The organism is Streptomyces aurantiogriseus (assembly GCF_014649375.1).
Lineage (GTDB): Bacteria > Actinomycetota > Actinomycetes > Streptomycetales > Streptomycetaceae > Streptomyces > Streptomyces aurantiogriseus.
On sequence record NZ_BMSX01000026.1, the window covers coordinates 1 to 24407 of the forward strand.

The 24407-nt window shown below is 70.7% G+C and carries 27 protein-coding genes; 8 read left to right on the forward strand and 19 right to left on the reverse strand.

The features are described from left to right. The first annotated feature begins 127 nt into the window (after window positions 1-127). Window positions 128-601, forward strand: a complete 474-nt coding sequence (locus IE263_RS39125) for a GNAT family N-acetyltransferase (RefSeq protein ID WP_189942858.1) — start codon at window positions 128-130, stop codon at window positions 599-601. Between the two features lie 37 nt (window positions 602-638). On the opposite strand, the gene IE263_RS39130 is transcribed toward IE263_RS39125, so the two are convergent. From IE263_RS39130 to IE263_RS39140, 3 genes are all read right to left on the reverse strand, one after another. Further along, window positions 639-1520: a metallophosphoesterase family protein gene (locus tag IE263_RS39130; protein ID WP_189942859.1), complete on the reverse strand. Its 882-nt coding sequence runs from the start codon at window positions 1518-1520 to the stop codon at window positions 639-641. Between the two features lie 93 nt (window positions 1521-1613). Continuing rightward, complete coding sequence (locus IE263_RS39135; RefSeq protein ID WP_189942860.1) at window positions 1614-2126, reverse strand: nucleoside deaminase; 513 nt, start codon at window positions 2124-2126, stop codon at window positions 1614-1616. Between the two features lie 347 nt (window positions 2127-2473). After that, window positions 2474-3334 carry a class I SAM-dependent methyltransferase gene (locus IE263_RS39140; RefSeq protein WP_189942861.1) on the reverse strand — a complete coding sequence of 287 codons (861 nt, stop codon included), beginning with the start codon at window positions 3332-3334 and terminating at the stop codon, window positions 2474-2476. A gap of 74 nt (window positions 3335-3408) precedes the next feature. Between IE263_RS39140 and IE263_RS39145 the strand changes: the two genes are divergently transcribed. Together IE263_RS39145 and IE263_RS39150 are read left to right on the forward strand one after the other, a co-directional pair. Beyond that, window positions 3409-3993 (forward strand): TetR/AcrR family transcriptional regulator, encoded by a 585-nt coding sequence (locus tag IE263_RS39145; RefSeq protein ID WP_189942862.1) that lies wholly within the window; start codon window positions 3409-3411, stop codon window positions 3991-3993. A gap of 168 nt (window positions 3994-4161) precedes the next feature. Beyond that, complete coding sequence (locus IE263_RS39150) at window positions 4162-5019, forward strand: hypothetical protein (protein WP_189942863.1); 858 nt, start codon at window positions 4162-4164, stop codon at window positions 5017-5019. Between the two features lie 556 nt (window positions 5020-5575). Here IE263_RS39150 and IE263_RS39155 read toward each other — a convergent pair. From IE263_RS39155 to IE263_RS39165, 3 genes are all read right to left on the reverse strand, one after another. Further along, window positions 5576-6061 (reverse strand): hypothetical protein, encoded by a 486-nt coding sequence (locus IE263_RS39155; protein ID WP_229911403.1) that lies wholly within the window; start codon window positions 6059-6061, stop codon window positions 5576-5578. Between the two features lie 175 nt (window positions 6062-6236). Further along, window positions 6237-7688: an alkaline phosphatase PhoX gene (locus IE263_RS39160; protein ID WP_189942864.1), complete on the reverse strand. Its 1452-nt coding sequence runs from the start codon at window positions 7686-7688 to the stop codon at window positions 6237-6239. A gap of 184 nt (window positions 7689-7872) precedes the next feature. Then, window positions 7873-9306, reverse strand: a complete 1434-nt coding sequence (locus tag IE263_RS39165; RefSeq protein WP_189942865.1) for a hypothetical protein — start codon at window positions 9304-9306, stop codon at window positions 7873-7875. Window positions 9307-9559: 253 nt separating this feature from the next. Between IE263_RS39165 and IE263_RS39170 the strand changes: the two genes are divergently transcribed. Continuing rightward, window positions 9560-11386 carry a DUF8508 domain-containing protein gene (locus tag IE263_RS39170; RefSeq protein WP_189942866.1) on the forward strand — a complete coding sequence of 609 codons (1827 nt, stop codon included), beginning with the start codon at window positions 9560-9562 and terminating at the stop codon, window positions 11384-11386. A gap of 6 nt (window positions 11387-11392) precedes the next feature. Here the strand turns inward: IE263_RS39170 and IE263_RS39175 are convergent, their stop codons facing one another. The 7 genes from IE263_RS39175 to IE263_RS39205 form a co-directional block, all read right to left on the reverse strand. After that, the gene (locus IE263_RS39175; RefSeq protein ID WP_189942867.1) at window positions 11393-12148 is read right to left on the reverse strand and encodes an SRPBCC family protein; all 756 of its coding nucleotides are present in this window, start codon (window positions 12146-12148) and stop codon (window positions 11393-11395) included. Between the two features lie 16 nt (window positions 12149-12164). After that, window positions 12165-12779 (reverse strand): ArsR/SmtB family transcription factor, encoded by a 615-nt coding sequence (locus tag IE263_RS39180; protein ID WP_189942868.1) that lies wholly within the window; start codon window positions 12777-12779, stop codon window positions 12165-12167. Window positions 12780-12848: 69 nt separating this feature from the next. After that, complete coding sequence (locus IE263_RS39185; RefSeq protein WP_189942869.1) at window positions 12849-13535, reverse strand: antibiotic biosynthesis monooxygenase; 687 nt, start codon at window positions 13533-13535, stop codon at window positions 12849-12851. Window positions 13536-13777: 242 nt separating this feature from the next. Next, entirely contained in the window at window positions 13778-14377 is a 600-nt protein-coding gene (locus IE263_RS39190; protein WP_189942870.1) for a DUF3618 domain-containing protein, read from the reverse strand. Continuing rightward, a complete protein-coding gene (locus tag IE263_RS39195) occupies window positions 14374-14793 on the reverse strand; it encodes a phage holin family protein (RefSeq protein WP_189942871.1) in 420 nt (139 codons plus the stop codon). Before IE263_RS39195 ends, IE263_RS39190 begins: the two co-directional genes overlap by 4 nt. 55 nt (window positions 14794-14848) lie before the next feature. Further along, a complete protein-coding gene (locus IE263_RS39200; RefSeq protein ID WP_189942872.1) occupies window positions 14849-15535 on the reverse strand; it encodes a hypothetical protein in 687 nt (228 codons plus the stop codon). Continuing rightward, window positions 15532-15672 (reverse strand): hypothetical protein, encoded by a 141-nt coding sequence (locus IE263_RS39205; RefSeq protein WP_189942984.1) that lies wholly within the window; start codon window positions 15670-15672, stop codon window positions 15532-15534. The genes IE263_RS39200 and IE263_RS39205 overlap by 4 nt, the downstream gene beginning before the upstream one ends. Window positions 15673-15851: 179 nt before the next feature. Here IE263_RS39205 and dapA point away from each other — a divergent pair, with 179 nt between their 5' ends. Beyond that, window positions 15852-16775, forward strand: a complete 924-nt coding sequence (dapA, locus tag IE263_RS39210) for a 4-hydroxy-tetrahydrodipicolinate synthase (RefSeq protein WP_189942873.1) — start codon at window positions 15852-15854, stop codon at window positions 16773-16775. A gap of 40 nt (window positions 16776-16815) precedes the next feature. Then, window positions 16816-17319, forward strand: a complete 504-nt coding sequence (locus IE263_RS39215; RefSeq protein ID WP_189942874.1) for an HAD domain-containing protein — start codon at window positions 16816-16818, stop codon at window positions 17317-17319. Between the two features lie 143 nt (window positions 17320-17462). On the opposite strand, the gene IE263_RS39220 is transcribed toward IE263_RS39215, so the two are convergent. Both IE263_RS39220 and IE263_RS39225 read right to left on the reverse strand, forming a co-directional pair. After that, window positions 17463-17927, reverse strand: coding sequence for an ABA4-like family protein (locus IE263_RS39220; RefSeq protein WP_189942875.1), 465 nt, complete (start codon window positions 17925-17927; stop codon window positions 17463-17465). Further along, complete coding sequence (locus IE263_RS39225; protein WP_189942977.1) at window positions 17924-18841, reverse strand: hypothetical protein; 918 nt, start codon at window positions 18839-18841, stop codon at window positions 17924-17926. The genes IE263_RS39220 and IE263_RS39225 overlap by 4 nt, the downstream gene beginning before the upstream one ends. 223 nt (window positions 18842-19064) lie before the next feature. Between IE263_RS39225 and IE263_RS39230 the strand changes: the two genes are divergently transcribed. Next, a complete protein-coding gene (locus tag IE263_RS39230) occupies window positions 19065-19718 on the forward strand; it encodes a MerR family transcriptional regulator (RefSeq protein WP_189942876.1) in 654 nt (217 codons plus the stop codon). Between the two features lie 207 nt (window positions 19719-19925). Here the strand turns inward: IE263_RS39230 and dapD are convergent, their stop codons facing one another. Then, window positions 19926-20915, reverse strand: coding sequence for a 2,3,4,5-tetrahydropyridine-2,6-dicarboxylate N-succinyltransferase (gene dapD / locus IE263_RS39235; RefSeq protein ID WP_189942877.1), 990 nt, complete (start codon window positions 20913-20915; stop codon window positions 19926-19928). Between the two features lie 175 nt (window positions 20916-21090). Next, window positions 21091-22311 (reverse strand): MFS transporter, encoded by a 1221-nt coding sequence (locus tag IE263_RS39240; RefSeq protein WP_189942878.1) that lies wholly within the window; start codon window positions 22309-22311, stop codon window positions 21091-21093. Window positions 22312-22412: 101 nt separating this feature from the next. On the opposite strand from IE263_RS39240, the gene IE263_RS39245 reads away from it, so the two are divergent. Continuing rightward, window positions 22413-23297 carry a winged helix-turn-helix transcriptional regulator gene (locus tag IE263_RS39245; protein WP_189942879.1) on the forward strand — a complete coding sequence of 295 codons (885 nt, stop codon included), beginning with the start codon at window positions 22413-22415 and terminating at the stop codon, window positions 23295-23297. Here the strand turns inward: IE263_RS39245 and IE263_RS39250 are convergent. Continuing rightward, window positions 23275-23823, reverse strand: a complete 549-nt coding sequence (locus IE263_RS39250) for a TetR/AcrR family transcriptional regulator (RefSeq protein ID WP_189942880.1) — start codon at window positions 23821-23823, stop codon at window positions 23275-23277. The genes IE263_RS39245 and IE263_RS39250 overlap by 23 nt on opposite strands. Continuing rightward, window positions 23823-24143: a DMT family transporter gene (locus tag IE263_RS39255; protein WP_189942881.1), complete on the reverse strand. Its 321-nt coding sequence runs from the start codon at window positions 24141-24143 to the stop codon at window positions 23823-23825. The genes IE263_RS39250 and IE263_RS39255 overlap by 1 nt, the downstream gene beginning before the upstream one ends. Between the last annotated feature and the right edge of the window lie 264 nt (window positions 24144-24407).

A 24407-nucleotide genomic window follows, 5' to 3' on the forward strand; every position in this document is an offset into this window, starting at 1 on the left:
GCCCACCGCTGCCACTACCGAAGAAGAACCAGCTCAGGACACGATTTCTGACTGGAGTATTAGCACGCTAGGTTGCCACTCTGGGCATCACAGTTGCTGCTCTCGGTTGCTGGGTCTGTGGCCTGACATGATCGTCTTTATGGACGTAGAGATCACATCAGCCGAGATAGGCGACATCCATCAGGTCCTAGGGGATCACCAGCGCTACTGGGGAGAGCGCGACCTCCGGTCTCTGCACCTGTTTTCCTTGGTGCACGAGTTCGGTTCAACGTGCCTGGTGGCCCGTGCCGGGGACGGGATCCGCGGGTACGTCATCGGTTTCGTCACGCCCACCGGCACGGGGTACGTGCATTTGATCGCCACGCGGGAGGATGCCCGGGGCACTGGGCTCGGTCGGCGTCTCTATGCGGCGTTCGCACAGGCCGCGCGTCGCCAGGGCGCGCAACGGCTGAAGGCGATCACGTCCGTTGGGAACACCGGCTCGATCGCCTTCCACCGCAGCCTCGGCTTCGACACGCAGATCGCCGAGGACTACGACGGCCCCGGCCGCCCCATGGTCGTCTTCGGCCGGCCGCTGCCGCCGGAAGGCGCGGCCTGGTGAGGAGTTCAACGACTTCGGGTGAGCGCGCGAGCGCTGGTCAGGTTCCGGCGCCGAGTTCGTCGATGACGGAGCGGAGGTGCTGTTCGTCGAGTTCGTAGACGGTCTCGCCGGCCTGCGGGTCGCGGGCGTGGAGGGTGTGGAACAGCGGGCCGTGCGCGCCGAGTTGAACCAGGGTGGCGGAGGCTCCGCGCACGGCCCGTTCGGTGCGGGGGGCGGCGGTGAGGTCGACGCGGCTGACGACGCCTGGGGTGACCCACACCGGCACTGTTTCCAGAAAGCCGAAGATCTGCAGGTGGAAGTGGCCACACAGGATGAGGCGGACGTCGCTGCCACGGATCGTGTCGACCAGCTCTGACGGGTTCTGCAGTCCCAGGGCCTGCTGGACTTCCACGTCCAGGGTGATCGGTGGGTGGTGGAAGACCAGGACGGTGCCGTGGGGTGCTGGTGTGCCCAGTACGTCGCGGAGCCAGTCGAGCTGGGTCCGGCTGAGGTGCCCGTACCCCTTGCCGGGCACGAGTGAGTCGAGCGTGATGAAGCGGTGGCCGTCGACCAGGCTCACGGCGGCCCGCTCTGCCTCATCGGAGGCGATCAGGGTGTCGGCTCGGTCGCTGCCGTCCGGATCGAGATGACCGCTGCCCAGCACCTTGGCGAACGCCTGGCGCTCATCGTGGTTGCCGGTGCTGTAGATCACCGGGACGTTCCGCTCCGCCGCGAACTCACGCACGATGTCGCGGGCAGCGACGTATGCCTCCGGGGAGCCGTCGTCGGCGATGTCACCGCTGACCACGATGGTGTCGACCGCGCGCAGATGCCGTAGATCGGCGAGCATCCGGCGCAGGGACTGGGTCGCGTTGACGCCGTGCTTGTTCGGTGCGTCACGGCGATCGAGGTGGGTGTCCGACAGGTGCAAGACCCGCATTCGCCAGACGCTATCGAGGCCGGCTCTGCAGGGCCAGGCGTTTGTGCGCCGGAATCTGCGGGACCGAAACGCCCTGCCCGAGAGCCATAGTGTTCAGTCGCGCACGGGCAGGCCCCCCAGAGCCGAGGCCCACCGCCGCCACCCTGCATGCGTCGCACTCTCGGCATAACGCTCGAACAATTCCTGACACCGCTGTCGAAGGACACCGCCGACGACTGTCGGTACTTGGGAGAACTCCTCCCCGGGTTGCTGCGGCCGCCACACACTGCCGACACCACCCGCCCCGTCGCTCGGGGATTCGAGCCCGTACCAGATCTCCGACACCCCCATCGTCATGGCGGCTCCCAGGCACATCAGGCACGGTTCGAGAGTCACGGCGAGAATCATCGGCTCCGGACGTTGCCCCCAGCCCAACCCCTGATCGGCCTCTGTCATTGCCAGCAACTCGGCATGCACCAGCCGCCGGTTCAGCGCCCGCTCCTGCGTATATGCGCGACCAACGACCTCGTCACCCGTGGCCACAACCGCACCGATCGGCAACTCGCCCGCCGCCAAGGCTTCCTCGGCAACGTCAATCGCCAAACCGAGTAACTGATGAGGGGTCATACGGTCGGCCTCCATGACTGTGTCAGCGCCCAGCTGGGCATTCTCCCTCGCCCCGCCCCGGCGGAGCCAGGTGCTCCGGCGGCCAGCCACGTTGGGCCGCCAGCTCGGCGGTGGGTCCTGGCAGCGTCGCACACGTCCTGCTCAGGCCCCTCCAGGCATTGCTGATCAACCGATTCACGGACCGCACAGCCGACGCACTCACTTTCTCGCGCACCTCCGGAGTGGCAGCCCTCAGCAGGTCATCAGTCTTCACGTACAGCGCAGTCGGGGGGGAGTCCAACTCTGTATGCGCACCCTGAGTTGGATCCCTCCCGTCACATTCGCAGCGGTCCGTTGATTTCGATCACTTAGTAGGCCGGCCGCTGTCCCGCCCGCAATGGTCGGACTGCCGCGCCTGGTTGGTGGGTGTGGGCTCGCGCGGCCGTGACCACTACAGCGGTGTAGTGCATCGTGAAGGTGCCGCCCAGCGCGTCGATGGCGGCCCCGATGCCCTCCAGTAGTTCTTCGAGCGTGGTAGGCGGAATCTGGCTGGCGTCACCACCCGTGCGCAGCTGGTCGAGCCACTCGTCCCGGAGGTAGGGCCGCTCCCAGTTGAACTGCCATCGTTGTGGATCGCCAAAAGCGCTGGTCTGTCGTATCCCGTCGGCTGCGTTGGTGAACAGCACTGAGTACCCCTCGATGGCGGGCTTGGCCCATGGATTGCGTTGCGAGTCGGGCATGACTCGGCGGTGGACCTCTGAGAAGGTTTTCGCTATCTCGGGGGACGGCCGGAAGACGTTCCAGAACACGGCCAGTCGGCCGCCCGGCCGCAGCACCTCGGCCGCCTTGGCCGCTCCCGCGACCGGGTCGATCCAGTGCCAGGTCTGCCCGGCTGTCACGGCGTCGAAGGTGCGGCCGGCCGGGTCCCAGGCTTCGAAGGTGGCCACCTCGGCGTCGAGTCCGCTGTGGCGTGCAAAGGCGGCCATGCGGGGGTCGACGTCGACACCCAGCACCTTGCAGCCAGCCGCTTGGAACGGCCGGGCCGATATGCCGGTGCCCATGCCGACGTCCAGGAGGTCAGGGCCGGGGCTTGCGGCGATGATCGCCTCCACCATGGCGTCGGGATAGCGGGGCCGGGCGCGATCGTAGAGTTCGGCATCCGAGCCGAACGACTCCGCTGCCTGGCGATGTTGATGTGACTCACTCTCGGAGAACGGTAAAGTGGGCATGTGCCCACTATGGGTGGGCACATGCCCACTCGTCAATCGCGTGAGTCCTTGCGGACAGAAGGAGGCGAGGCGCTGTGCCGACAGGGGTAGCCATCCGCGACGTGCGAGAGCGACTCTTCGACGCCGCCGAGTGCGTCCTGCTCCGGGACGGCCCGAGTGCGCTGACCAGCCGAGCGGTCACTACGGAGGCAGGCTGCGCCAAGGGCGTCTTGCACCGGCACTTCGCAGACTTCGACGCCTTCCTCGCCGAACTCGTCCTGGACCGCATCGCCCGGATCGACAGCCGGGCTGCTACCCTCTGCGGCCTGGCCGGGACCAGCACCGTCGCCGATAACCTCACCAGCGCGCTGACCGACCTGTTCGGCTCGGTCGCTGTCGCGATCGTCAGCCTTGTCACGTCCCGGGACGAACTGCGCGCCCGACTGCGCCTGGCCAGGCCGACCGGCGTTCCCGTTCTGACGGACGCTGCAACCGTGATCGCCACCTACCTCACCACCGAGCGCGAACTGGGCCGCATCCCAGCGGAAACCGATGTCGACACGCTCGCCCCCACACTGATCGGGGCCACGCACATGCTGTTCGCCGATCGGAAAGGCACCCCGCCAGAGATCGGAGCCGTCCGCAAAGTGGTGACCACGGTCATTGCAAGGGCTGTTTAGAGCTCGTATCTGATTCGTGTCGCTCGGGCATGGAGTGCCTGTTCAGACGTGTGATCAACTCGCGGTTGGTGGCGCGAGCGGGATGGAGCTAACGCAGTGCCTACGCGGGGCGGTTGTGAGAATCTGTGCAGCGCCCGACCGCCCACTGGCCTCAGGAAAGAGGTAGTCATGCCCCGTCGGTCCGAGCCGTCGCCTTCCCCACTGCCGTCGATCACGCTCCGAGGGCATGGCGAGAGCATCTGGCTCGAGGCCAGGGCCGTCTGGCTGCAACAGAAGGGGACGCGTCGGCGGATACCGATCGCGGCCGTCGAGGGTGCCCGGGTGACGGGTCGCGGCGGCCGGTCGGTCGAGGTGGCGCTGTGGGGCAGTGACGGTGCGCCGGGGCCGGTGTTCGTGGTGGAGGGCAGGGACGCCTCAGCGGCGGCGCGCCTCGTCGAGGTGATCAACCGCGAGCGGTCGGAGACGGCACCACCACAGGGCGGGACGCCTCTCGTCGACGTTCTGCCGACGGGGACATCGGAAGCCGTCCGGCGCAGGAAACGGCGCACGGGTGCGGAGACGTTCGCCGTCCTGGCGGTCTACCTTGGCGGTATCGCCGGACTGGCCCTGGCGGGCAGACCGTTTCAGGCGTTGTTGTGGGCGGCGGGGGTCATGCCCCTCGCCCTTGGTCTCCTTCTCGTCGGGCCCGCGGCCGTGGCGGCGCGCCAGCGGTGGGTGCTGCGGAAGCAGGGGGTCGCGGTCGTGGCTCTATTCGCCCACGGGAATGGTCAGCGTAAGTACTTCCGGTACACCGACCTGGAGGGAGGCGTGCATGAGATCCGGGCCGACTACGCGGCGCCGGGGATCGGCGGAGACCCGCAGCGCATCGAGGTCGTCTACGACCCGGAAGACCCGAACAAGGCCGTCTGCACACTGGCCGTGCGGACCCTGGTCTGGAGGACGGCAGGAGTCGTCCTCTTCGGGGTGCCGGTCCTGCTGCTCGGGGTCGGCATGACGGTGGGCCAGGCAGTGAGCCTGTTCTTTTGACAGCCCCTGGGGTGCTTCGGCGTCCGATTCCTCCGCTCGCCGGGAGACTTTGCGTCGTTGCGTCGGGCCCCACGCGCGACCTGGTCGGAGACGCCGAACCCCGAGACTTCAAGCCTGGCGCGTGGGTGGTCAACCTGGCCCGCGGCGGTGTGAACTGTGTCCCACCGGCTGAACTTCGCTCTCCGGGATGAGGCCTGCCGGGCTACGCCCTCGCGCTGATTCGCAGTCCGGTCGCAGCGTCCCGCGCCCCGGACGCGTCCACCAGCTCCAGGACCGCTGCCGGGTCGAGGACGTCGACCAAACGTCCAGACCGGACGCAGGGCGGATCTCGCCCAGCGCGGCCCGGAAGGCGGACCTTCTCTGCGTCCGGGCCGGGTCCCGGCATGGGCAACCGGGCGGCAGATCAGATCAGGCACGGGCGAGCTCCGGCAGCGTCCACGTCACGCACCATGCCTTCCACAGCGGTCGGCCACGCCCCGTCCGAGTGCTATGACCTGAGCACCGCCTCCGGCGCGGCGAAGCTATCTTCCCGTGTGACACTGCTCGCCGATCTCTTTCAGCTGAAGCAGGCCAACCGTCGGGGGCCGGCGCCTGGCAGCAGTGGCCGTCGGGCTGCTTGGGGCTTTGCACGTTGCAGTCCGGCCGCCTGGGCCAGTGATACCCGCTCGTCCTCGTCCAGATGAAGGCTGGCCAGCAGTTCGTCGTCGGCCAGTAGACGCCGCACCCATGCCGCGTCGGCAACGAATGCCGCTCGACAGAGGGCCCGTTCAGGGTGGTCGTTCTCGGGGCCGCTGACCGCCAGGTCCCACGCGTTGTCGGGGTCGGTCGGTGCGGACAGGGCGGCGGCTACGAGCACGAGCCCGAACAACTCGTTCCGGCGTGGGACCGATGGATCGGCAGCCAGTCTCAGCAGGTACGGGACGACCGCTGGCATCGTGGCGCTAATGGACATCGGCCCTGACATCACAAGCCAGTCCAGTGCTCGTTCGGCCGTCTCAGCCGCGTCGGGATCGAGCAGCCCGCGCAGGATGGCCGGGGCCATGAAGTAACCGTTGCCTGCGCACCGGGCACCCACCGTATGCTGCGCCTCCCGAGATCAGGTCGGCTGCGGCGTCGGATTCTTTGTGGAGAAGAAGTAGCCGCTGCCATCGCACCGGGAGGTGCGCTGTCGTGATCTCACTGTAGGAGGCGCAACACGGGGGGTGCGAGCCAATTAATCAGCCGCGCTTCTGCCGCTTCCAGGGCCCGGTGATGGCCAGCAGAATGCCCGGGGTCTGGATGTTGGCGAACAGGGTCTTTCCGTCGGGAGAGAAGGTGACGCCGGCGAATTCGCTGTACTCGGGCTCCTCCTCGGTGCCGATGTTCAGGTCGTTGCGGGCGATCGGGTAGGTGCGGCCGCTGTCGGTGGCACCGAACAGGTGGGAGACGCCCTCGCCGTCCTCGGCCAGGACCAGGCCGCCGTACGGGGAGACGGTGATGTTGTCGGGGCCGTCGAAGGCGCCGTCGACGGACGGGTCGGGGTTGACGCCGAGGAGGACCTTCAGGGTGAGGGTGCGGCGCTTGGGGTCGTAGAACCAGACCTGGCCGTCGTGCGCGGCGCCGGGGCTCTCCTCACGGGCGTAGGAGGAGACGATGTACGCGCCGCCGTCGCCCCACCACATGCCCTCCAGCTTGCGGGCGCGGGTGACCTCGCCGGCGCCGAACTGCTTGCGCACGGCGACTGTCTTCGCGTCGCGGTCGGGGACGTCGACCCAGTCCACGCCGTACACCGTGCCGATCTTCGTGGCGCGGGAGAGGTCGTCGACGAACTGGCCGCCGGAGTCGTAGCACTTGGGGGCCTGGAGGACGCCGGCGTCGTCGGCGAGGGCGCGGAACTTGCCGCGGCCGTACTCGAAGCCCTGCGGCGGGGTCCAGCGGAAGAAGAGGCCGTTGGGGTTCGCGGCGTCCTCGGTGAGGTAGGCGTGGCCGCGCCTGGGGTCGATGACGACGGCCTCGTGGTCGTAGCGGCCGAAGAACTTCAGCGGCTTGGGGTCGCGGTTGGCGCGGCGGTCGATGGGATCGACCTCGAAGACGTAGCCGTGGTCCTTGGTCATGCCGTTGACGCCGGCCTTGTCGGAGTTCTCCTCGCAGGTGAGCCAGGTGCCCCAGGGGGTGCTGCCGCCCGCGCAGTTGGTGGAGGTGCCCGCGATGCCGACCCACTCGGCGACCTGTCCGCCGGGGCGCACCTCGACGACCGTGCAGCCGCCGGAGGCGGCCGGGTCGTAGACCAGGCCCTCGGTGAGCGGGACGGGGTACTTCCAGTTGGCGCGCGGGCCCTTCAACTCGTGGTTGTTGACGAGGAGGGTGGTGCCGCGCGGGCCGGCGAAGGTGGCCGTGCCGTCGTGGTTGGAGGGGGTGAACTCGCCCGACTCCAGCTTGGTCTTCCCGCTGTAGGTGATGACGCGGTACGTGAATCCGGCGGGCAGCGCGAGGATGCCCTTCGGGTCGGGGATCAGCGGTCCGTAGCCGACCCCGCCGGAGGTGTCCGCCGACTCCTCCCCCGCGCTGTCGGTGTCGTAGGACGCCAGAGCGCCCGGAGCGGTGGCGAGGGCGCCGACGCTGCCCGCCAGCGCGACACCGGCGCCGGTGATCGCGGATTTTCTGGCGAAGTCCCTGCGGGTGAGCGACATGGTGTCTCCTGTGACGGTGGGTATGCCAGTGGAGGGTGGCGGACCTCGGTCGGCGACACCGTCCCGCCCATGTCTGAACGGGGGTTGAACGGCAGAGGACGGCAGGGCGCCTGCTTGCGTGAATGCGTGCCGCAGTGGTTACGGACCGATTCCGGGCAGCCGAAGAGCCGCACCGGAGAGTTGCTCAACCGCCTTGCTGCGACCGCGCTTTGAACGCGGCCTTGCGGGCCTCCTTGGCGATCCGCTTGTCCGGGTGCAGGCGTCCCATCGCCTCCAGGACGTCGGCCGTGGCCGGGTGCTCGACGCGCCAGGCCGCCGCGAAGAAGCCGCTGTGCTGCTGGGCGAGCCCCTCGACGAGGGCGCGCAGTTCCTCGGAGTTGCCCTCGGCGGCCAGCTGTGCGGCCAGGGTGTCGATGGTGAGCCAGAAGACCAGGTCCTCGGAGGGGGCCGGTACGTCGGAGGCGCCCAGCTCGGTCAGCCAGACCCGGGCGAGGCCGCCCAGCTCGGGGTCGTCGAGGACCTCCCGGACGGCCGGTTCGGCCTGCGGGCCGACCAGGGAGAGGGCCTGCTGGCAGCGGAGCCGGCGCAGCGGTGCGCCCTCGTCGGAGCCGCGGGCGGCGGCGAGCAACTCGCGGGCACCGTCGACGGGTTCGCGGCGGGCGAGCCACTGCTCGGTCTCGGCGCGGGCGGCGCGCGGCCCGTAGGAGGCGCTGCCGTCGAGGAGGGCGTCGGCGCCCTTGTCGGCGAGGTCGCCGACGGCGGGCGCCTCGAAGCCGGCCGCCAGCAGGCGCGCCCGCAGCCCGTACACGCCGAGCCGGGTCAGGCGGACCATGCCGTAGCGGGAGACGTCGGTCTCGTCGACGGCGGCCGGCTCCTCGGCAGCCTCTTCGGCGTCTCCCATGAGGGCCTCGTCGACGGGCTGGTAGGCGACGAGGCCGATCGGTTCCAGGAGCCGGAACTGGTCGTCGAGGCGCATCATCGCGTCGGAGACCTGCTCCAGTATGTCGTTGGTGGGTTCGCCCATGTCGCCGGGGACGATCACGGAGGCGGCGAGCGCGGGCAGCGGGACGGGTCCGTCGCCGGGGCCGTCCTCGCCGGCGGTGAGCAGGTAGAGGTTGCCGAGCACGCCGTCGAGGAAGGCGGCCTCGCCCTCGGGGTCCCAGCCGAGCTGGGAGAGGTCGACCTCGCCTCCCTCGTCCATCGCCTCGATCAGGTCGTCGAGGTCGGGCACGCTCGCGTCGGCGAGGACCGCCTCCAGGGCGCCGAGCCAGAGGGAGAGCACGTCGTGCGGGGAGCCGCCGGTCAGCAGGGCGAGGTCCTCGCCGGCGGTGACGGTGCCGGTCTCCTCGTCGGTGACCTCGACGAGCCCGGCGTCCACGGCGATCCGCCAGGCCTCGCTCGCGTACGCGGCGGCCTCGTCGCCGGTCAGTCCGAGCACCTCGGCGGCGGCCGGCAGCTGCTCGTCGACGAGCCCGCCGCCGGCGTCGACGCGGGTGTCGGGGCCGGCCCAGCGGGCGAGGCGGGCGGCACGGGAGAACAACGGGGTCGACAGCGCGTCGCGCGCCAGCTCCGCTTCGGGGTGCAGCCGTACGGGCGGCAGGGGGGAGCTGTCTGACATCGGCTGGTTCTCCTAGGACGTGTCGTGCCACTCAGCCACTCAGCCTAGACGGATTTCCACCTATGCCACCCGGTTCATCTCCCGGTCAGGAGTCGTACATGGCCGAAACCTTGACAACTGGCGTGACCAGGCAGGAGATTGACGCGCGTAGAAGTTGGGGGGACAGGTGTTCACTGTTTTTCTCCGCGCGTCCGTCCGCGTCCCACGCCTCACCCTCGTCCCGGCGCTCATGCACGTCCCCGGAGGGAACCCGTTGCCTAGCAGGTCTTCCGCGCGCCTCGCCGCGCTCACCGTCGCCGCCGTCTGCTCCGCGGCGTCCACCGTCGTCATCGCCGCGCCCGCGCACGCGGACTCGGTGCGCATCCACGACATCCAGGGCACCACCCGCACCTCGCCGTACGCCGGCCAGCAGGTCACGGACGTGACCGGAATCGTCACCGGCGTGCGCACCTACGGCTCCTCCAGAGGCTTCTGGATCCAGGACCCGAAGCCGGACGCCGACCCGGCCACCAGTGAGGGCGTCTTCGTCTTCACCAGCTCCACCCCGAAGGTCGCCGTCGGCGACGCCGTCACCGTCTCCGGCACGGTCTCGGAGTTCGTCCCGGGCGGCACCTCGTCCGGCAACCAGGCGCTGACGGAGATCGTCCGGCCGACGGTGACCGTCGTCTCCAGCGGCAACGCGGTCCCGGCCGCGACCGTCGTGAACGCGTGGTCGGTGCCGACGGCGTACGCCCCGGCCGGGGACCCCGCCGCGAACAACTCGATCAACGGCCTCACCCTGCGGCCCGGCAAGTACGCCCTGGACTACTACGAGTCCCTGGAGGGCATGAACGTCCAGGTCTCCGACGTCCGCGTGGTCGGCGCCACCGACCCGTTCACCGAGCTGTGGGTCACGGTGAAGCCGTGGGAGAACCGCAACCGCCGCGGCGGCACGGTCTACGGCTCCTACGACTCCCAGAACACCGGCCGGCTGCAGATCCAGTCGCTCGGCAAGGTCGCCGACTTCCCGACCGCGAACGTCGGTGACAAGCTCACCGGCGCCACCGCGGGCCCGCTGGACTACAACCAGTTCGGCGGCTACACCCTGGTCGCCAACCAGCTCGGCACACTGCAGAGCGCCGGCCTGGAGCGGGAGACGACGCAGAAGCAGAAGAACGGCGAGCTGGCGGTCGCGACGTACAACGTCGAGAACCTGGACCCGGCCGACGCCACGTTCGAGGAGCACGCCTCCGCGATCGTGAACAACCTGCAGTCGCCCGACATCGTGTCCCTGGAGGAGATCCAGGACAACAACGGCGCGAAGAACGACGGCACGGTCTCCGCCGACCAGACGGTGCAGAAGCTGATCGACGCGATAGTCGCCGCGGGCGGCCCGCGCTACGACTGGCGCGCGATCGACCCGGCGAACAACACCGACGGCGGCGAGCCGGGCGGCAACATCCGCCAGGTGTTCCTGTTCAATCCGGAGCGGGTCTCCTTCACCGACCGCGCGGGCGGCGACGCCACGACCGCCGCGGGTGTCACCGAGGTCCGCGGCAAGGCGGCCCTGACGGTCTCCCCCGGCCGGATCGACCCGGCGAACGCGGCCTTCACGAACAGCCGCAAGCCGCTGGCCGGCGAGTTCAGCTTCCGTGGCCGCACGGTCTTCGTGATCGCCAACCACTTCAACTCCAAGGGCGGCGACCAGGCCCTGACCTCGCAGTACCAGCCGGTGGCGCGCAGCTCGGAGACCCAGCGCCACCAGCAGGCCGCGCTCGTCAACGCCTTCGTCAAGGACATCCTCGACACCCAGAAGAACGCGGACGTCATCGCCCTCGGCGACATCAACGACTTCGAGTTCTCCGACACCGCCGAGATCCTCGAGGGCGACGGCGAGCTGTGGTCGGCGATCAAGTCGCTGCCGCGCAGCGAGCGTTACTCCTACGTCTACCAGGGCAACAGCCAGGTCCTCGACCAGATCCTGGTCAGCCCGTCGATCCGGCGCGGCTGCGACTTCGAGTACGACAGCGTGCACATCAACTCGGAGTTCAACGACCAGATCAGCGACCACGACCCGCAGGTGCTGCGTTTCAAGCCGTAGGGTGCGTCAACTGGGCTGGCTGAACACGCCGTTCAGCCAGCCCTTCCACGCGGCTTCGTCCGCCTCCGCGTCGGCACCGGGCGCGAAGTCGTGGACGCTGATCCCGACCGGGTATCCCCAGTGGTTGCGCCCGAAGAATCGGACCAGGGCGTGCTCGGTGCGCAGCCCGATGAAGCAGTCGTTGCGGAAGTCCACCACGGCGTCGAGGACCTGGCCCTCGGGTCCGCGGGCCTTGACGCGCGCGCCCTCGGCCGTGTCGCCCGCGAGGCCGAGGGCCCGGGCGACGGCGGTGAAGGCGTCGGGCGCCTTGGACGCGTCGGGCCCGTCGAACGTGGTGAACGCGGCCGGAAGGCCGTCGAAGCGCGTCAGGTACTGGCGCAGGGTGTGCAGATAGAAGTCGGTGTGCCGGCCCGCCGCGTCGTACTGGTTGTCCCAGTCGTCGACGAAGATGCCGCTGTGCACATAGCGCACCCAGGCGCGCCGGCCCTCGTCGCGCGGCTCGATCGTGTAGTCGAGCTGGTTGAGGGTCTGCTCGGAGATGCCCTCGACATCCTCGACGCGGTTGGTGTAGCGGTGCGGCGGGTCCCAGGCGGTGACCGTGGAGCCGAAGGGGCCCCGGCCGCCCTCGCGCGGCTCGGGTGCCTCCATCGGCCACAGCCAGCCTCCGGTCCCGGAGGTGACGGCGTCCCACACCTGCTCGGGCGTGGCGTCGACCTCGAACTCGCGGGCGATCTCGAATTCCTTGCTCGTGTCCTGCGACATGGGTGGCTCCTGAGTACTACTGGTCCAGTTCGGGGGCGGGCTCGGGCCGGTCCTTGACCGTGGGATGGACGGCGACGACGATCCGGTGGTCACGGCCGCCCTCGGCGTCGGGGGCGTCGTACTTGCGGATCAGCGCGCTCACGCCGGCCGTCAGTTCCTGGACGAAGGCCGCCCGGTCGGCGGCGGAGGCGAAGCGGACCTCGCCGTCCAGCGCGTACGTCGCCAGCCGTTTGCGGGCCTTCGCGGCGCCGGTGATCAGCGAGCCGACGTCCCGCACCAGGCGGGCGCCGAGCGCGAGCAGCCAGCGTGCGGAGAGCTGGTCGCGGAAGCGGTCCGGGTCCGGTTGCACCTCGGCGAGGGCGAGCGGCGAGATGACGTACGAAGCGGCGGTGGCGCGCATCAGCCGCTCGGTGACGTTGCCCTTGCGGCGCTCACCGGCCAGCTCGACCAGGCCGTGCCGCTCCAGGGCCTTGAGGTGGTAGTTCACCTTCTGCCGGGGCAGTCCGACCTTGCCGGCCAGCATCGCGGCCGACGCGGGGCCGGCCGCGAGCTCGGCCAGCAGCCGGGCCCTGGTGGGGTCCAGGGAGACGGCTGCGGCCTCGGGATCCTCGATCACGGTGACGTCCAGCATGCGTCCACACTCTCACCGAAAACTTTTTTTGTCCAGGGCAGCGGAGTTTTCGGTGCGAGGCCCGTCAGGTCAGTCGGGGACGAGGCCCGCCGCATGCGTGAACCGGCTGCCGGTGAAGCCCCTCACCCCGGGGTACGTCCGCACGCGCTCCCACGGCTCCTTCTCCGGTGCGGCCACCGCCTCGTCGTAGGCCTGCACGCTCTCCCACTCGGCGTAGTTGAGGACATGGGAGCCGTCGGTGCTGAGGTGGAAGTGGGCGGAGATCAGGCCGCGGTGACCGACCGGGTCGTCGGCGACGGCATCCAGCACGAGGTCGGCCCAGTCGGCGCGGTGCTCGGTGGCGGACGGTTCGAAGTCGATCCGCACGGTCACGATCAGGCCCGGGACGCGTACGTCCCCGGTGGCCCGCTCGCGGCTGCGGTGCCGCCGGTAGCGGCCGAGCCACAGCCGCTCGATGCCGGGTACGGCGGTGTCGATCTCGTCGTTGCGTTCCTGGCGGTGGGTCCGGACGAAGGCCTCGTAGGCCTGCTCGGTCCCCCACTGGGAATGGTGCAGCAGGGTTGAGCCGTCGTGGCCGGTGTAGAGGTGATAGCCGAGGAGGCCGGCCGAGGGCCAGGAGCGCCGCTCCCAGACGTGCGTGACGGCCTCGACGGCCCGGGCCTGGCGCTCGGGCGTGCCGACGCGCCAGGTGCTGAAGAAGGGGGCGCCGGTGCGCGGGTCGGCGACATCGGGATGAGTCTGCGTACGACGAGTCATGTACGCCAGGCTCCGACCTCAACCAAGATTCAGGTCAAGTGCGCGGTCTACGGCCTTCTTTCGGGAAACCGGCAGGTCGACTCCTCCCTCTGTAGCCGGACTTACGGCACCCTCGCCGGTGCTGTCGGCGGTCGCCCGCGGTGGGCGGGCGGTGCGGGAAGAGCCGTATGCCGAGGAAGGGCCCGGCACCCGCAGTGGGGGTGCCGGGCCCGGTTCCTCTCGTGTCTGCCGGGGCCTCTCGGCTACTGAGCGGCCCTGCGTCGCGCCATGATCCCCGCCGCTACGAGCACCACGCCTGCCGCCGCCACGATCACCACCGGGCGCGGATGCCGCATCGCGAACTGCACCGGCGGGCGCAGCGGCGCGGGGGCATTTTGCTCCACGGCGTGTCCGGCGCGGGACGCCCTGTCCTGCATGCCGTGACCGGCGTGAGCGGCCTTGTCCTGGAGGGTGTGCCCGGCCTCCCTCGCCTTGATCTGGACGGTGTGGCCGGCGCCCTTCGCCCGGTCCTGGACGGCGTGACCGGCGTGGGTGGCCCGGTCCTGGACGGCATGGCCGGCCCCCTTCGCCCGGTCCTGGACGGCGTGACCCGCGCGGCTCGCCTTCTCCTGGACGGTGTAGCTCGCCTGGGCGGCCGTGCTGCGGAGCTGGACCGTCATCGCGCCGGCCCGGTCCCTGAGGTCGGCCGCGCGGGCCCGTGCCCGGCCACGGATGTCCGCCATCGCCGCCAACTCCTCCACCGTGTTGCCGAGTTGAGCCCTTGTCTCCGCTATCTGCCGACGCAGCTCCACGGGGCCCCCGGCCCCGGCCGCCCCGCCGTCCGTCGCTGTCCTGTCCGTCATCGGTGCGCCCTTTCCCTGATCTCCTCGACGTCGGCCCTGACGCTGCCGAGGGCTTCCTCCGGGGTGGGGGGTGTGGCCCGGCGCAGCTGTCCGCGGCCGATCACCGCCAGCACGGCGGCGATCACGAACAGCACCGCCGTCACGATGAGCGCCGCGGCCCAGACGGGCAGCGCCAGCGAGAGAGCGGCGATGCCCGTGCCGGCGAGAGCGAGCAGGCCCGCGTAGGCGAAGGCGCCCGCCGCCCCGAGCATGCCGCCGCCGCGGCCGGCGCGGCGCCCCTTCTCGGCCAGCTCCACCTTGGCCAGGGCGATCTCCTGCCGTGCTAGCCGGGAGAGCTGTTCGGTGGCCTGGCCGACGAGTTCGCCGACCGTGTGGTGCCCGTCGTGGACGGGCCGGGTCTCCATGGTCCCGGTCACGGTGTTCCGCCTCCTCTCGGTTTCGGAAACACCCGGGTACCCCGGCGGGCCGCGCCTACCCCTGCGCACCCCCGCCCGGACCGCCCTCGCCGAGCCTCGCCAGCTGGGTCTGGAACCAGTCGAGCCTGGCCTGCAACAGGGCCGCCTCCGCGGCGAGTTCGGGCACACCGAGATCGTCGCGTGCGATGCCGTCCCCGGCCCCGCTCCGGGGCGCCACCACGACCCGCAGGCCCTCCCCGGCCAGCCGGGCGAACGCCGCCGGCGAGAGGGACGTCCGCGCGCCGACGCAGGACGCGCAGGAGGGGGCCAGGGCCCGCCGGCCCGGTCTGCCCCAGCCGGCGTCGGCGAGGGCGACGGCCGGCGCCCCGCACGCACAGGGGCCCACGGTCGCCGTACGCACGCGCTGGCGGGCGTAGCGGAAGCCGTGCTCGAAGCGGATGTAGGCGCCCAGGACGGTGACCTCCAGCAGGAGGGCCGTCCGGTGCTCGGCCGTGCACAGCAGCGCCTCGGCGGCCGCGCGGTCGTGCACGCAGTGGAAGCCGCAGTCGCAGCGTCGGTGCGGGGCCCGGTGCCGCAGGCCGTAGACGCAGGACGCGTCGGCCAGGACTCCGTACGGCAGCGCGCCGCCCAGCGACACACCGGTGAAGCCCGCCCGGGTGCCGTCCTGGGACAGCATCGGGTAGGCGATCTTGTATCCGGTCGGCGGCTCCGTCGGGCGTTCCTCGGGGAGCCGCAGTCTCATCGGGCGGCCGGGACCTCTTCGGGCGTCTCCGCTTCCGCGAGCTCCTCCGGAACGTCGAGTTCGTCGTCGGTGACGAGCGGGCGCTCCTGCGCCACTCCGGTCGCCAGTGCCTTGCCGAGCTTCATGACGCCTCCCATGAGCCGGGGTCCATGACCGTCCCGGCCATGGTGACCCATGAGGGCGGTTTTGGGCAGTGGGCCCGAGGCCGTCCCCCGCTCCGTCCGCCGCACCCCGGCAGCACACCTCAGTGCCGCTTACCAATACCTCGTAGAAGATTTAAGTGGAGCTTCACGGTTGCTCTGCCGAGACTACTCCCATGACACATCCACGCTCCTCGACCCCACCCTTCGGCCGCGCCCTCTGCGCGATGATCACGCCCTTCACCGAGGCGGGCGCACTCGACCTCGACGGCGCGCAGCGGCTCGCCGGGCGGCTGGTGGCGGAGGGCTGCGACGGGCTCGTCCTGTCCGGGACGACGGGCGAGTCGCCGACCACGACGGACGCCGAGAAGGCGGAGCTGGTGCGAGCCGTGCGGGCGGCCGTCGGCGACCGCGTGCCCCTGGTGGCGGGCGTGGGCACCGCCGACACCCGCCACACCGTCGACCTCGCCCTCGCCGCCGAGAAGGCCGGCGCGGACGGGGTGCTGGTGGTCAGCCCGTACTACAGCCGGCCCCCGCAGGACGCCCTGGAGGCACACTTCCGGGAGATCGCGGACGCGTCCGGGCTGCCCGTCATGCTGTACGACATCCCCGGACGCACCGGCACCCGCATCGAGCCGGAGACGATGATCCGGCTCGCCGCACACCCCCGGATCGTCGCCGTCAAGGACTGCGCCTACGACCTCCTCGGCACCCAGAAGGTGCTCGCTCGCACCGAGTTGGCGTACTACGCGGGCTGCGACGAGCAGATCCTCGCCCTGTACGCGGTGGGCGCGACGGGATACGTCAGCACCGTCGGGAACATCGTCCCCCGCCAACTCCGCGCGATCCTCGACAGGTTCGACGCCGGCGACACCGGCGGGGCCGCGCTCCTTCAGCAACGGGCCATGGAACTCATCGAGTTGATGATGGCCTCGGGACTGCCCGGGACGGTCACCGCCAAGGCGCTGCTGAATGCGCTGGACCTGCCGGCCGGGCCGGTCCGGCCACCGCTGCTGCCCGCGGGGCGGGAGGCGCTGGACGGCCTGCGGGGGGCCTACGAGCGGTTCGTGGGCCTGAGCGCGCCTTCGAACCCGGCGTAAATTCCGGGCGGAGCCACGTCGCTCCGCCTACGGTGACCTGATGAGTCGCCCCCTGCTCTACCTCGACGTCGACGGCCCTCTGAACCCTTACGCGGCCAAGCCGGAGCGGCGACCCGAGGGCTACACGACGATCAGGGCCGCCGTGCGGCCCGGGCGGCCGTTGCGGGTGTGGCTGCATCCCGGACATGGTGCCGCCCTGCTGGGCCTGCCCTACGAACTGTGCTGGGCCACCACTTGGATGGGCGAGGCCAACCGCTGGATCGCTCCCGTGGTCGGGCTGCCCGAGCTGCCGTACGTCGATTTCGGGGACCGGCTGCTCGCCCTGCGGAACGACCAGGTCCACTGGAAGACCGAGATCCTCGTCGCCCACGCCGCAGGGCGGCCCTTCGCCTGGGTGGACGACGAGCAGTCGTCCGCCGACGAGGCGTATGTCGCCCGCCACCATCCCGCTCCGGCTCTGCTGCACCACGTGAATCCGCGGGTGGGGCTGCGGGAGGACGACTTCACGGTGCTGGAGCGGTTCGCCGCGGGGCTGCCGGAGTGACCGCCGGTCCGGCAGATCCGGTCTGGCCGGCGGTCGAAGCCCGGAGCCCCGGCCGGCCCTGGGAAGGTCCCCTCTGTGCGCGCGCCTGCCCGGCCGGTCACCGACCTCGCACTGCTCACCGCGCACCGCTCTGACCGCAGCGACTACGGGGTGCCGCCGGCCACGGCAGCCGCGAGGTCGTCGCGGGTCGTACGCCGCGACCTTGCCGCACGCAGCCCCAGGAACACCAGCAGTCCGAACGGTGACAGCAGGATCGTGAGGACCAGCAGCGGCCCCATCAGCAGGGCGGAGATCCCCAGCCGTCTGGCCTCCCGGTACATCCACTGCCCGAGCAGCAGATCCCAGGCGATGACCTGGGCCCAGACGGCCCCCGCGCCGTCCGCGAGGGCCGTCAGATCGCGGAAGGTGTCGAGGTCCGGGCTGCGGACCGCGATCCAGAGCTCGGGGAACACCGGGACCGCCAGTGCGAGATGGACGAGCAGGACGGGCACCGCGGTCCACGGTGACCCGGCGATGCGTCCGGTCGGGCCCCAGGCCGGTGCGAAGATCATGAGCAGCCATACGGGTGCGGCCAGCCAGAAGGAGAGCTCGAAGAGGAATCCGGTCATGCGACGAGATCCTTCGAAGTGGGGGCGGCCTCAGCGTCAGTTGCCTTGCGTGAAGGGGGAGTCGGAGCCCGCAGGGATCCGTACGTCCCGAGCGTGACGGCCACCAGGATCAGGCCGACCACCCCCAGCGTCGCGCCGTCCGGGTGGATCAGCGGCTGGCCCCGCAGGGCCTGCCAGAGAACCAGGGCGAAGGCGGCGGCGTACGTTCCCGAGGCGAGCAGCACCAGGCGCAGCCGTATCCGGTCGTCGGCAAGGCGGGCGAAGCGTGGCGCGAGGGCGGTCAGCACCATGACCAGCAGCGGCAGGAGTTGCAGCGCGTGCATGCCGACGAAGTGCGGGATCCGTAGATCGCCCCCGGTCGTCGACCAGCCGGTCAGCGGCATCGAAGGACCGCCGTCCGGTACGCCCACGCTGTGCGCGCCGACCACCTTGGAGACGCCACGCCGCTGCCCCGGCGCGGGTTGGGTCATCAGGAAGCCGACACCGGCCCCGGCCAGCGCCAGGACGACGCCGGAGCGCATCGCCCAGGCGGATGCACGGTCGGCGATGCGGGCGCGGAGCAGCAGCACAACGACGGCGAGCGTGCCGAGCCACAGGATGACGACCGTGACGGCCATCGCGTTGAACAGCGCCTCGTCGAAAGGTGTTTCGTGGTTGAAGTGGCTGCGTTTCCCGCGCACCACCTGCCCGGTGATGATCACCATCTCGACGAGGCTCGCCAGCGCGACGACCGTCCCCGCCCACCAGCCCACGCGTCGTCCGCCGGGGAGGAGCGACAGCATCCAGGCCAAGGAGAGGCAGTACGCCACGAACGAGACCGCGAACTTGAACGGCTTGAACCAGATCGGGGCACCGACCAGGACGCGGTCGTCGACGGCGAGCCCCACGGCGGACACCACCGCCATCAGCACCATTGCCGCCGAGAACAGCACCAGCGGCCGATGCCATGACCGCCATGGCGCCGACGGCGGCCCCGACGGCGCAGGCCGGGAAGACGGACGTGAAGAAGACATGGCTCTACCCCCTAGAAACAGATAGCGGCGCTATCCGCTATCCGATAGCCCCACTATCTATGATGGGAGACGGGTCGGCAAGCGCCGCCCGGCCTCAGGGCGAAGATCAAGGAGTGAACCGGCAGTGCGCATTGGAGAGTTGAGCCGCAAGACCGGGGTGCCGGTGCCGACGATCAAGTACTACGTCCGTGAGGGCCTGCTGCCTCCGGGCGAGCTGACCAGCCCGAACCAGGCGATCTACGGCGAGACGCACGAGCGCCGGCTACAGCTGATCCGCGCCCTGCTCGATGTGGGCGGCATGAAGGTGGCCGACATCGCGGACGTACTGGCGGCCCTCGACGACCCGGAGCGTCCGCTGCACAAAGTGCTCGGCGCCGCCGCGGACCGCCTCGGCAGCAGGGACATCGAGCACGACGATGCCGAGTCGGCGGCCGCCCGGGCCGTCGTCGCCGACCTCATCTCCCGGCGTGGCTGGCGGACGCACGAGTCGAACCCCGCCGCCGCCGACCTGTCCAAGGTCCTTGCCGCCATGGGCCGGCTGGGCCACGGGGCGTTTGCCGAGGTGCTCGACGACTACGCCGACGCGGCCGAGCAGGTGGCCCAGGCCGACCTCAGGTACGTGGACCGGCGGGTGGCGGTCGAGGACATGGTGGAGGCCGTGGTGGTCGGGACCGTACTGGGTGAGGCGGTGTTCAGCGCGCTGCGGAGGCTGGCCCATGTGGACGCCTCGGCGAAGCTGTACGGCACGGATTGGCCGCAGGAGCGGCGGACGGAATGAGCCGACCGCAGTTCGCACAGCGCGCGGGGCAGGACGCGGCGGTCCGCCGAACCGGCCGCGTCACCGGCAGCGCACGAGCGCCCTCCCGGGCCGTCCTCGGGCCGTGGAAGGGCGCTCAATGGTGACCGACGTCGACCACTGCCCACAGCTCGGCAGCAGGTCGGAGCGGTGATCGATGAAGCGGCCGCAGGTCACGGCCGCCGGTGATCAGTTGTGGCTGTGCAGGATCTCGTTCAGGCCGCCCCACACCGCGTTGTTCGGGCGGGCCTCGACCGTGCCGGTGACCGAGTTGCGGCGGAAGAGGATGTTGGAGGCGCCGGAGAGTTCGCGGGCCTTGACGATCTGGCCATCGGGCATCGTCACGCGGGTGCCCGCGGTGACGTAGAGGCCGGCCTCGACCACGCACTCGTCGCCGAGGGCGATGCCGACGCCCGCCTCGGCGCCGATCAGGCAGCGCTCGCCGATGGAGATGATCACGTTGCCGCCGCCGGAGAGGGTGCCCATGGTGGAGGCGCCGCCGCCGATGTCCGAGCCGTCGCCGACGACGACGCCCGCGGAGATGCGGCCCTCAACCATCGACGTGCCGAGCGTGCCCGCGTTGAAGTTCACGAAGCCCTCGTGCATGACGGTCGTGCCCTCGGCGAGGTGCGCGCCCAGGCGGACGCGGTCCGCGTCGGCGATGCGGACGCCCTTGGGGGCCACGTAGTCCGTCATACGCGGGAACTTGTCGATCGAGGTCACCTGGAGGTGCAGGCCCTCGGCGCGCGCGTGGAGGCGGACCTTCTCGACGTCGTCGACCGCGACCGGGCCGAGGGAGGTCCAGGCAACGTTGGCGAGGAGGCCGAAGATGCCGTCCAGGCTCTGGCCGTGCGGCTTGACCAGGCGGTGGGAGAGCAGGTGCAGGCGCAGGTAGGCGTCGTGCGTGTCGATCGGCTTGTCGTCGAGGGAGGCGATGACCGTGCGGACCGCGACCACCTCGACGCCACGGCGGGCGTCGGGGCCGATCGCCTTCGCGGCGCCTTCACCGAGCAGCTCCACGGCCTTCTCGGCGGACAGGCGCTCGGTGCCGGACGGGCCGGGCTCGGTGGTGAGCTCGGGCGCGGGGAACCAGGTGTCGAGAACGGTGCCGTCGGCGGCGATGGTGGCGAGGCCGGTGGCCGCGGCGCCGGTGGTGCGAGGAGCAGTGGTGTCGGTCATGAGGGAAACCTAACCGGCGGGGGGCCGTGGAGGCTAACCAGCGGGGTGGCGTCTCAGGTGGCGGTATGTACGGCGCCACGCCCGGGGGCTGGACGGGGCCGTGGCGGTGGGGCGAGCCCGTCGCGCGTGGGGCGTGCTGCTGCCTGTCGGCAGGGGTGGACCTGGCTGTGGTGAGCTAGGCGACGGGCTGCGAAGCACTGTCACGGTCCGCTTCCGCCGTCCTGCGGTCGGCCGTGTTCGTGCGCTTCGCCGACAACAGGACTGCTGCGCCGGCTGTTGCTCCCAGACCCGCGCAGAGAGGCCAGAGGACGGACGGGGCCGTTTCGTAGAGAGCTCCGCCGAGAGGGGCCGCCAGGACCACTCCGCTGATGGACGCGCCCGCGTACAGGGACTGGAAGCGGCCCTGGAGGTGGTCCGGTGCCTGGTCGGCCACGTAGGCGGTGGCGGTCGTCTTGTAGAGGAGTTCGCCCAGCGTCAGCAGGGTCATCATCGCGATCGTGGTGGGTGTGGTCGTGCCCAGGAGAAGGGCGCCGTAGGCCGCACCGACCAGGAGCAGGCCGGCTCCGACGATGTGCAGGGGGGAGCGGTGGCGCAGGGCGAGGGCGGTGGGCAGTTCCAGACACAGGAGGATGCCGCCGTTGATGGCCAGCAGCGCCCCGTAGGCCTGGGTGTCCGTGCCGTGGTCCGCCAGGAAGACGGGGAAGGTCGAGTACTGCTGGCGGTAGATGATGTCGGTCACGAGGATCGCCGGCAGGAGGACCAGCAGCGTCGGCCGGGCTCGTAGGGCCGGCCACAGGGCGGCCTCGTGGTGAGCCGTCGGCTGCTTCGGGGCGGCGGCTCGGGCGGGGACCACCTGGGCCGTCCAGACCGCCAGGGCGACCGTGCCGAGGCCTTCGGCCACGTAGAGCCAGTCGTACGAGAAGTGGGTGGCGGCGAACGCGCCGAGCAGGGGGCCGAGGGTGAAGCCCCCGTTGGCTGCCGCCCGGACCACGGCGAAGGCCTGGCGGCGGGATCCTTCGGGCACGATGGCCGCGACGAGTGCGGAGTTGGCGGCCCGCTGGGCCCCGGACGCGTACTGCGCGAGGGGCAGGACGACGTACAAGGCCCACGTCGGCAGGGCCGGGACGGCGGCGAGCAGCAGTCCCGAGGTCGCGGCCGCTGCCAGCAGGACGCGACGGTGCCCGAACCGGTCGCCGTACCAGCCGCCGGTGAAGTTGCCGGCCACCAGGCCCGCGCCTCCGGCGCCGCTCAGGAGGCCCGCCTCGGCCGCGCTCAGGCCGCGTGGACCCGTGAGGTAGAGGAAGAGGAACGCGAAGGAGACGCTCACGGCCATGTTGACGAACGTGCCGCAGGCCAGCAGCCAGACCGTGCGCGGGACTTCCCGCAGTGCTCGCACCCGTCCCCCGATTCGGCCGAGTAAGTTTCTTTTGGCAACTGACTATGTCAGCATGGCAGCCTCGGGTCAACGACGCCCGAGGGACGAAGGGACGGGAGCTCATGGCCCGCAGGACGAGCCTGGAGGACTCCACCTGCGCCATCGCGCAGGCTCTGGACGTCGTCGGCGACTGGTGGACCCTGCTGATCGTGCGGGACACCGCGCGGGGGGTGCACCGCTTCGACGCGCTCCACCGTGAGCTGGGGCTGTCCCGGAAGGTGTTGACCGAGCGGTTGCGACTGCTGGTGGACGCGGACGTGCTGGCGCGGGTGCCCTATCAGGAGCGGCCCGTCCGGCATGAGTACCGGCTCACGGCTCGCGGTCGCGCCCTGTTGCCCGTGCTCGTCGCTCTTCAGGACTGGGGGGACGCCTGGGTTCTGGGGGACGGGAGCCCCACGGCCACCGCGGCGGAGGCGTCCCTGGAGGCGCGGCGGGTGCACGAACTGGTGGGCAGCCGGGTTCCCGAGCTTCAACTGGTGGACTGTCAGGGTGAGATGCGGGATCCGGTGGGGAGTGGTGCTCCTTGCACCGTTCTGTACTGCTTCCCGGGCGCCTATGCGCGTGCCGACGCCTATCCGCCGGGGTGGTCGGAGATCCCGGGCACTCCCGGCTGCACCCTGGAGTCCCGCACCTTCCGGGACCGGTACGCCGAGTTCGTCGCCGCCGGTGCCGTGGTGCACGGGGTTTCCACTCAACGCCCGGACGAGCAGGCGGCGTTCGCGCAGAAGGAGGGGTTGGGCTTCCCCTTGTTGTCGGATGCCGAGCTCGCGCTGATCACCGCGCTGCGGCTGCCGACGTTCCGGGCGGCGGGGGCGACGCGGCTGAAGCGGCTGACACTGGTCGTGGACCAGGAGCGGGTGGTGCGGGACGTGCAGTATCCGGTGACCGATGTGGTGGGGAGCGTGGAGGCGGCGTTGACGGTGGTCAGGGGCTTGCGGGCGGGATGAGGCGCCCCAGCGCCTCCCTCGCGTACCCCTCGTCGTAGGGCACGTCCGTCAGGAGGACCTGGAGGCAGATGCCGTCCATGAGGGCCACGAGGGCGCGTGCCGTCGTCGGGTCCGTGCGGGGGGCGAGGAGGTCGGCGAGGTCCTTGGCCCACTCGGCGGCCACCGGGCGAAGGGGCGGGCGGCGCAGGGCGGCCAGGTAGAGCTCGTACTCCAGCTCGACTCCGGTGCGGTCGCCGGCCAGCCACTCGCCCATCAGGGCGGCGAGTTCGGCGGCCAGGTCGGTGTGGGGGTCCGTCAGGGCGCCGCGGGCGGCGACGAGTTGGGCGAAGCCCTCGTTCGCCTGCCGGAGGGCGGCGACCATCAGGTCGTCGAGGGTCGTGAAGTGGTACGTGGTGGAGCCGAGCGGGACGTCCGCCTCGGCGGCCACCGTGCGGTGACTCAGCCCTGCCAGGCCCTTCTGCCCCACCACCCGGATCGCCGCGTCGATGATCCGTTGCCGACGGTCGGGGTCGTAGCGGCGGGGCATCAGTGCGCACCTCCCAGGTTCAGCACCACCACGCCCCCGACGATCAGCAGGATGCCGGCGGCCTTCATGAGGGTGAGGGCCTCACCGAAGAGGACGAGGCCGATGACGGCGATCGACGCGGTGCCGACGCCGGCCCAGATCGCGTAAGCCGTGCCGATCCCCACGGACTTGAGGGTCTGGGCGAGCAGGGCGAAGGAGACCACATAGCCGAGGGCTGTCAGGAGGGACGGCCAGAGTCTCGTGAAGCCGTCGCTGTACTTCATGGCGGTCGTCGCGGCCACCTCGGCGGCAATGGCGACGGCCAGCGTCAGGTATCCCATGTGTACGAGCGTACATATCGGAGCCTCACGACGGACGCGTGAGAAACCGTTCACGGCGGACGCGTGAGAAACCGTTATGGAAACCGCTCGCTCAAACTGCTACTCGGGAGTCACAGCATCCACTACTGTTTCACCGTTCACACACCGGGCCATCGCAGCCGCGGCCGCCGTCAGGGGCAACGCCGCGAGAGGAACAGCGCATGCCAGACAACAAGTCCCGGCCTTCCCTGGAACATCCTTGGGAGAATGGTTGGGCCCCGGACA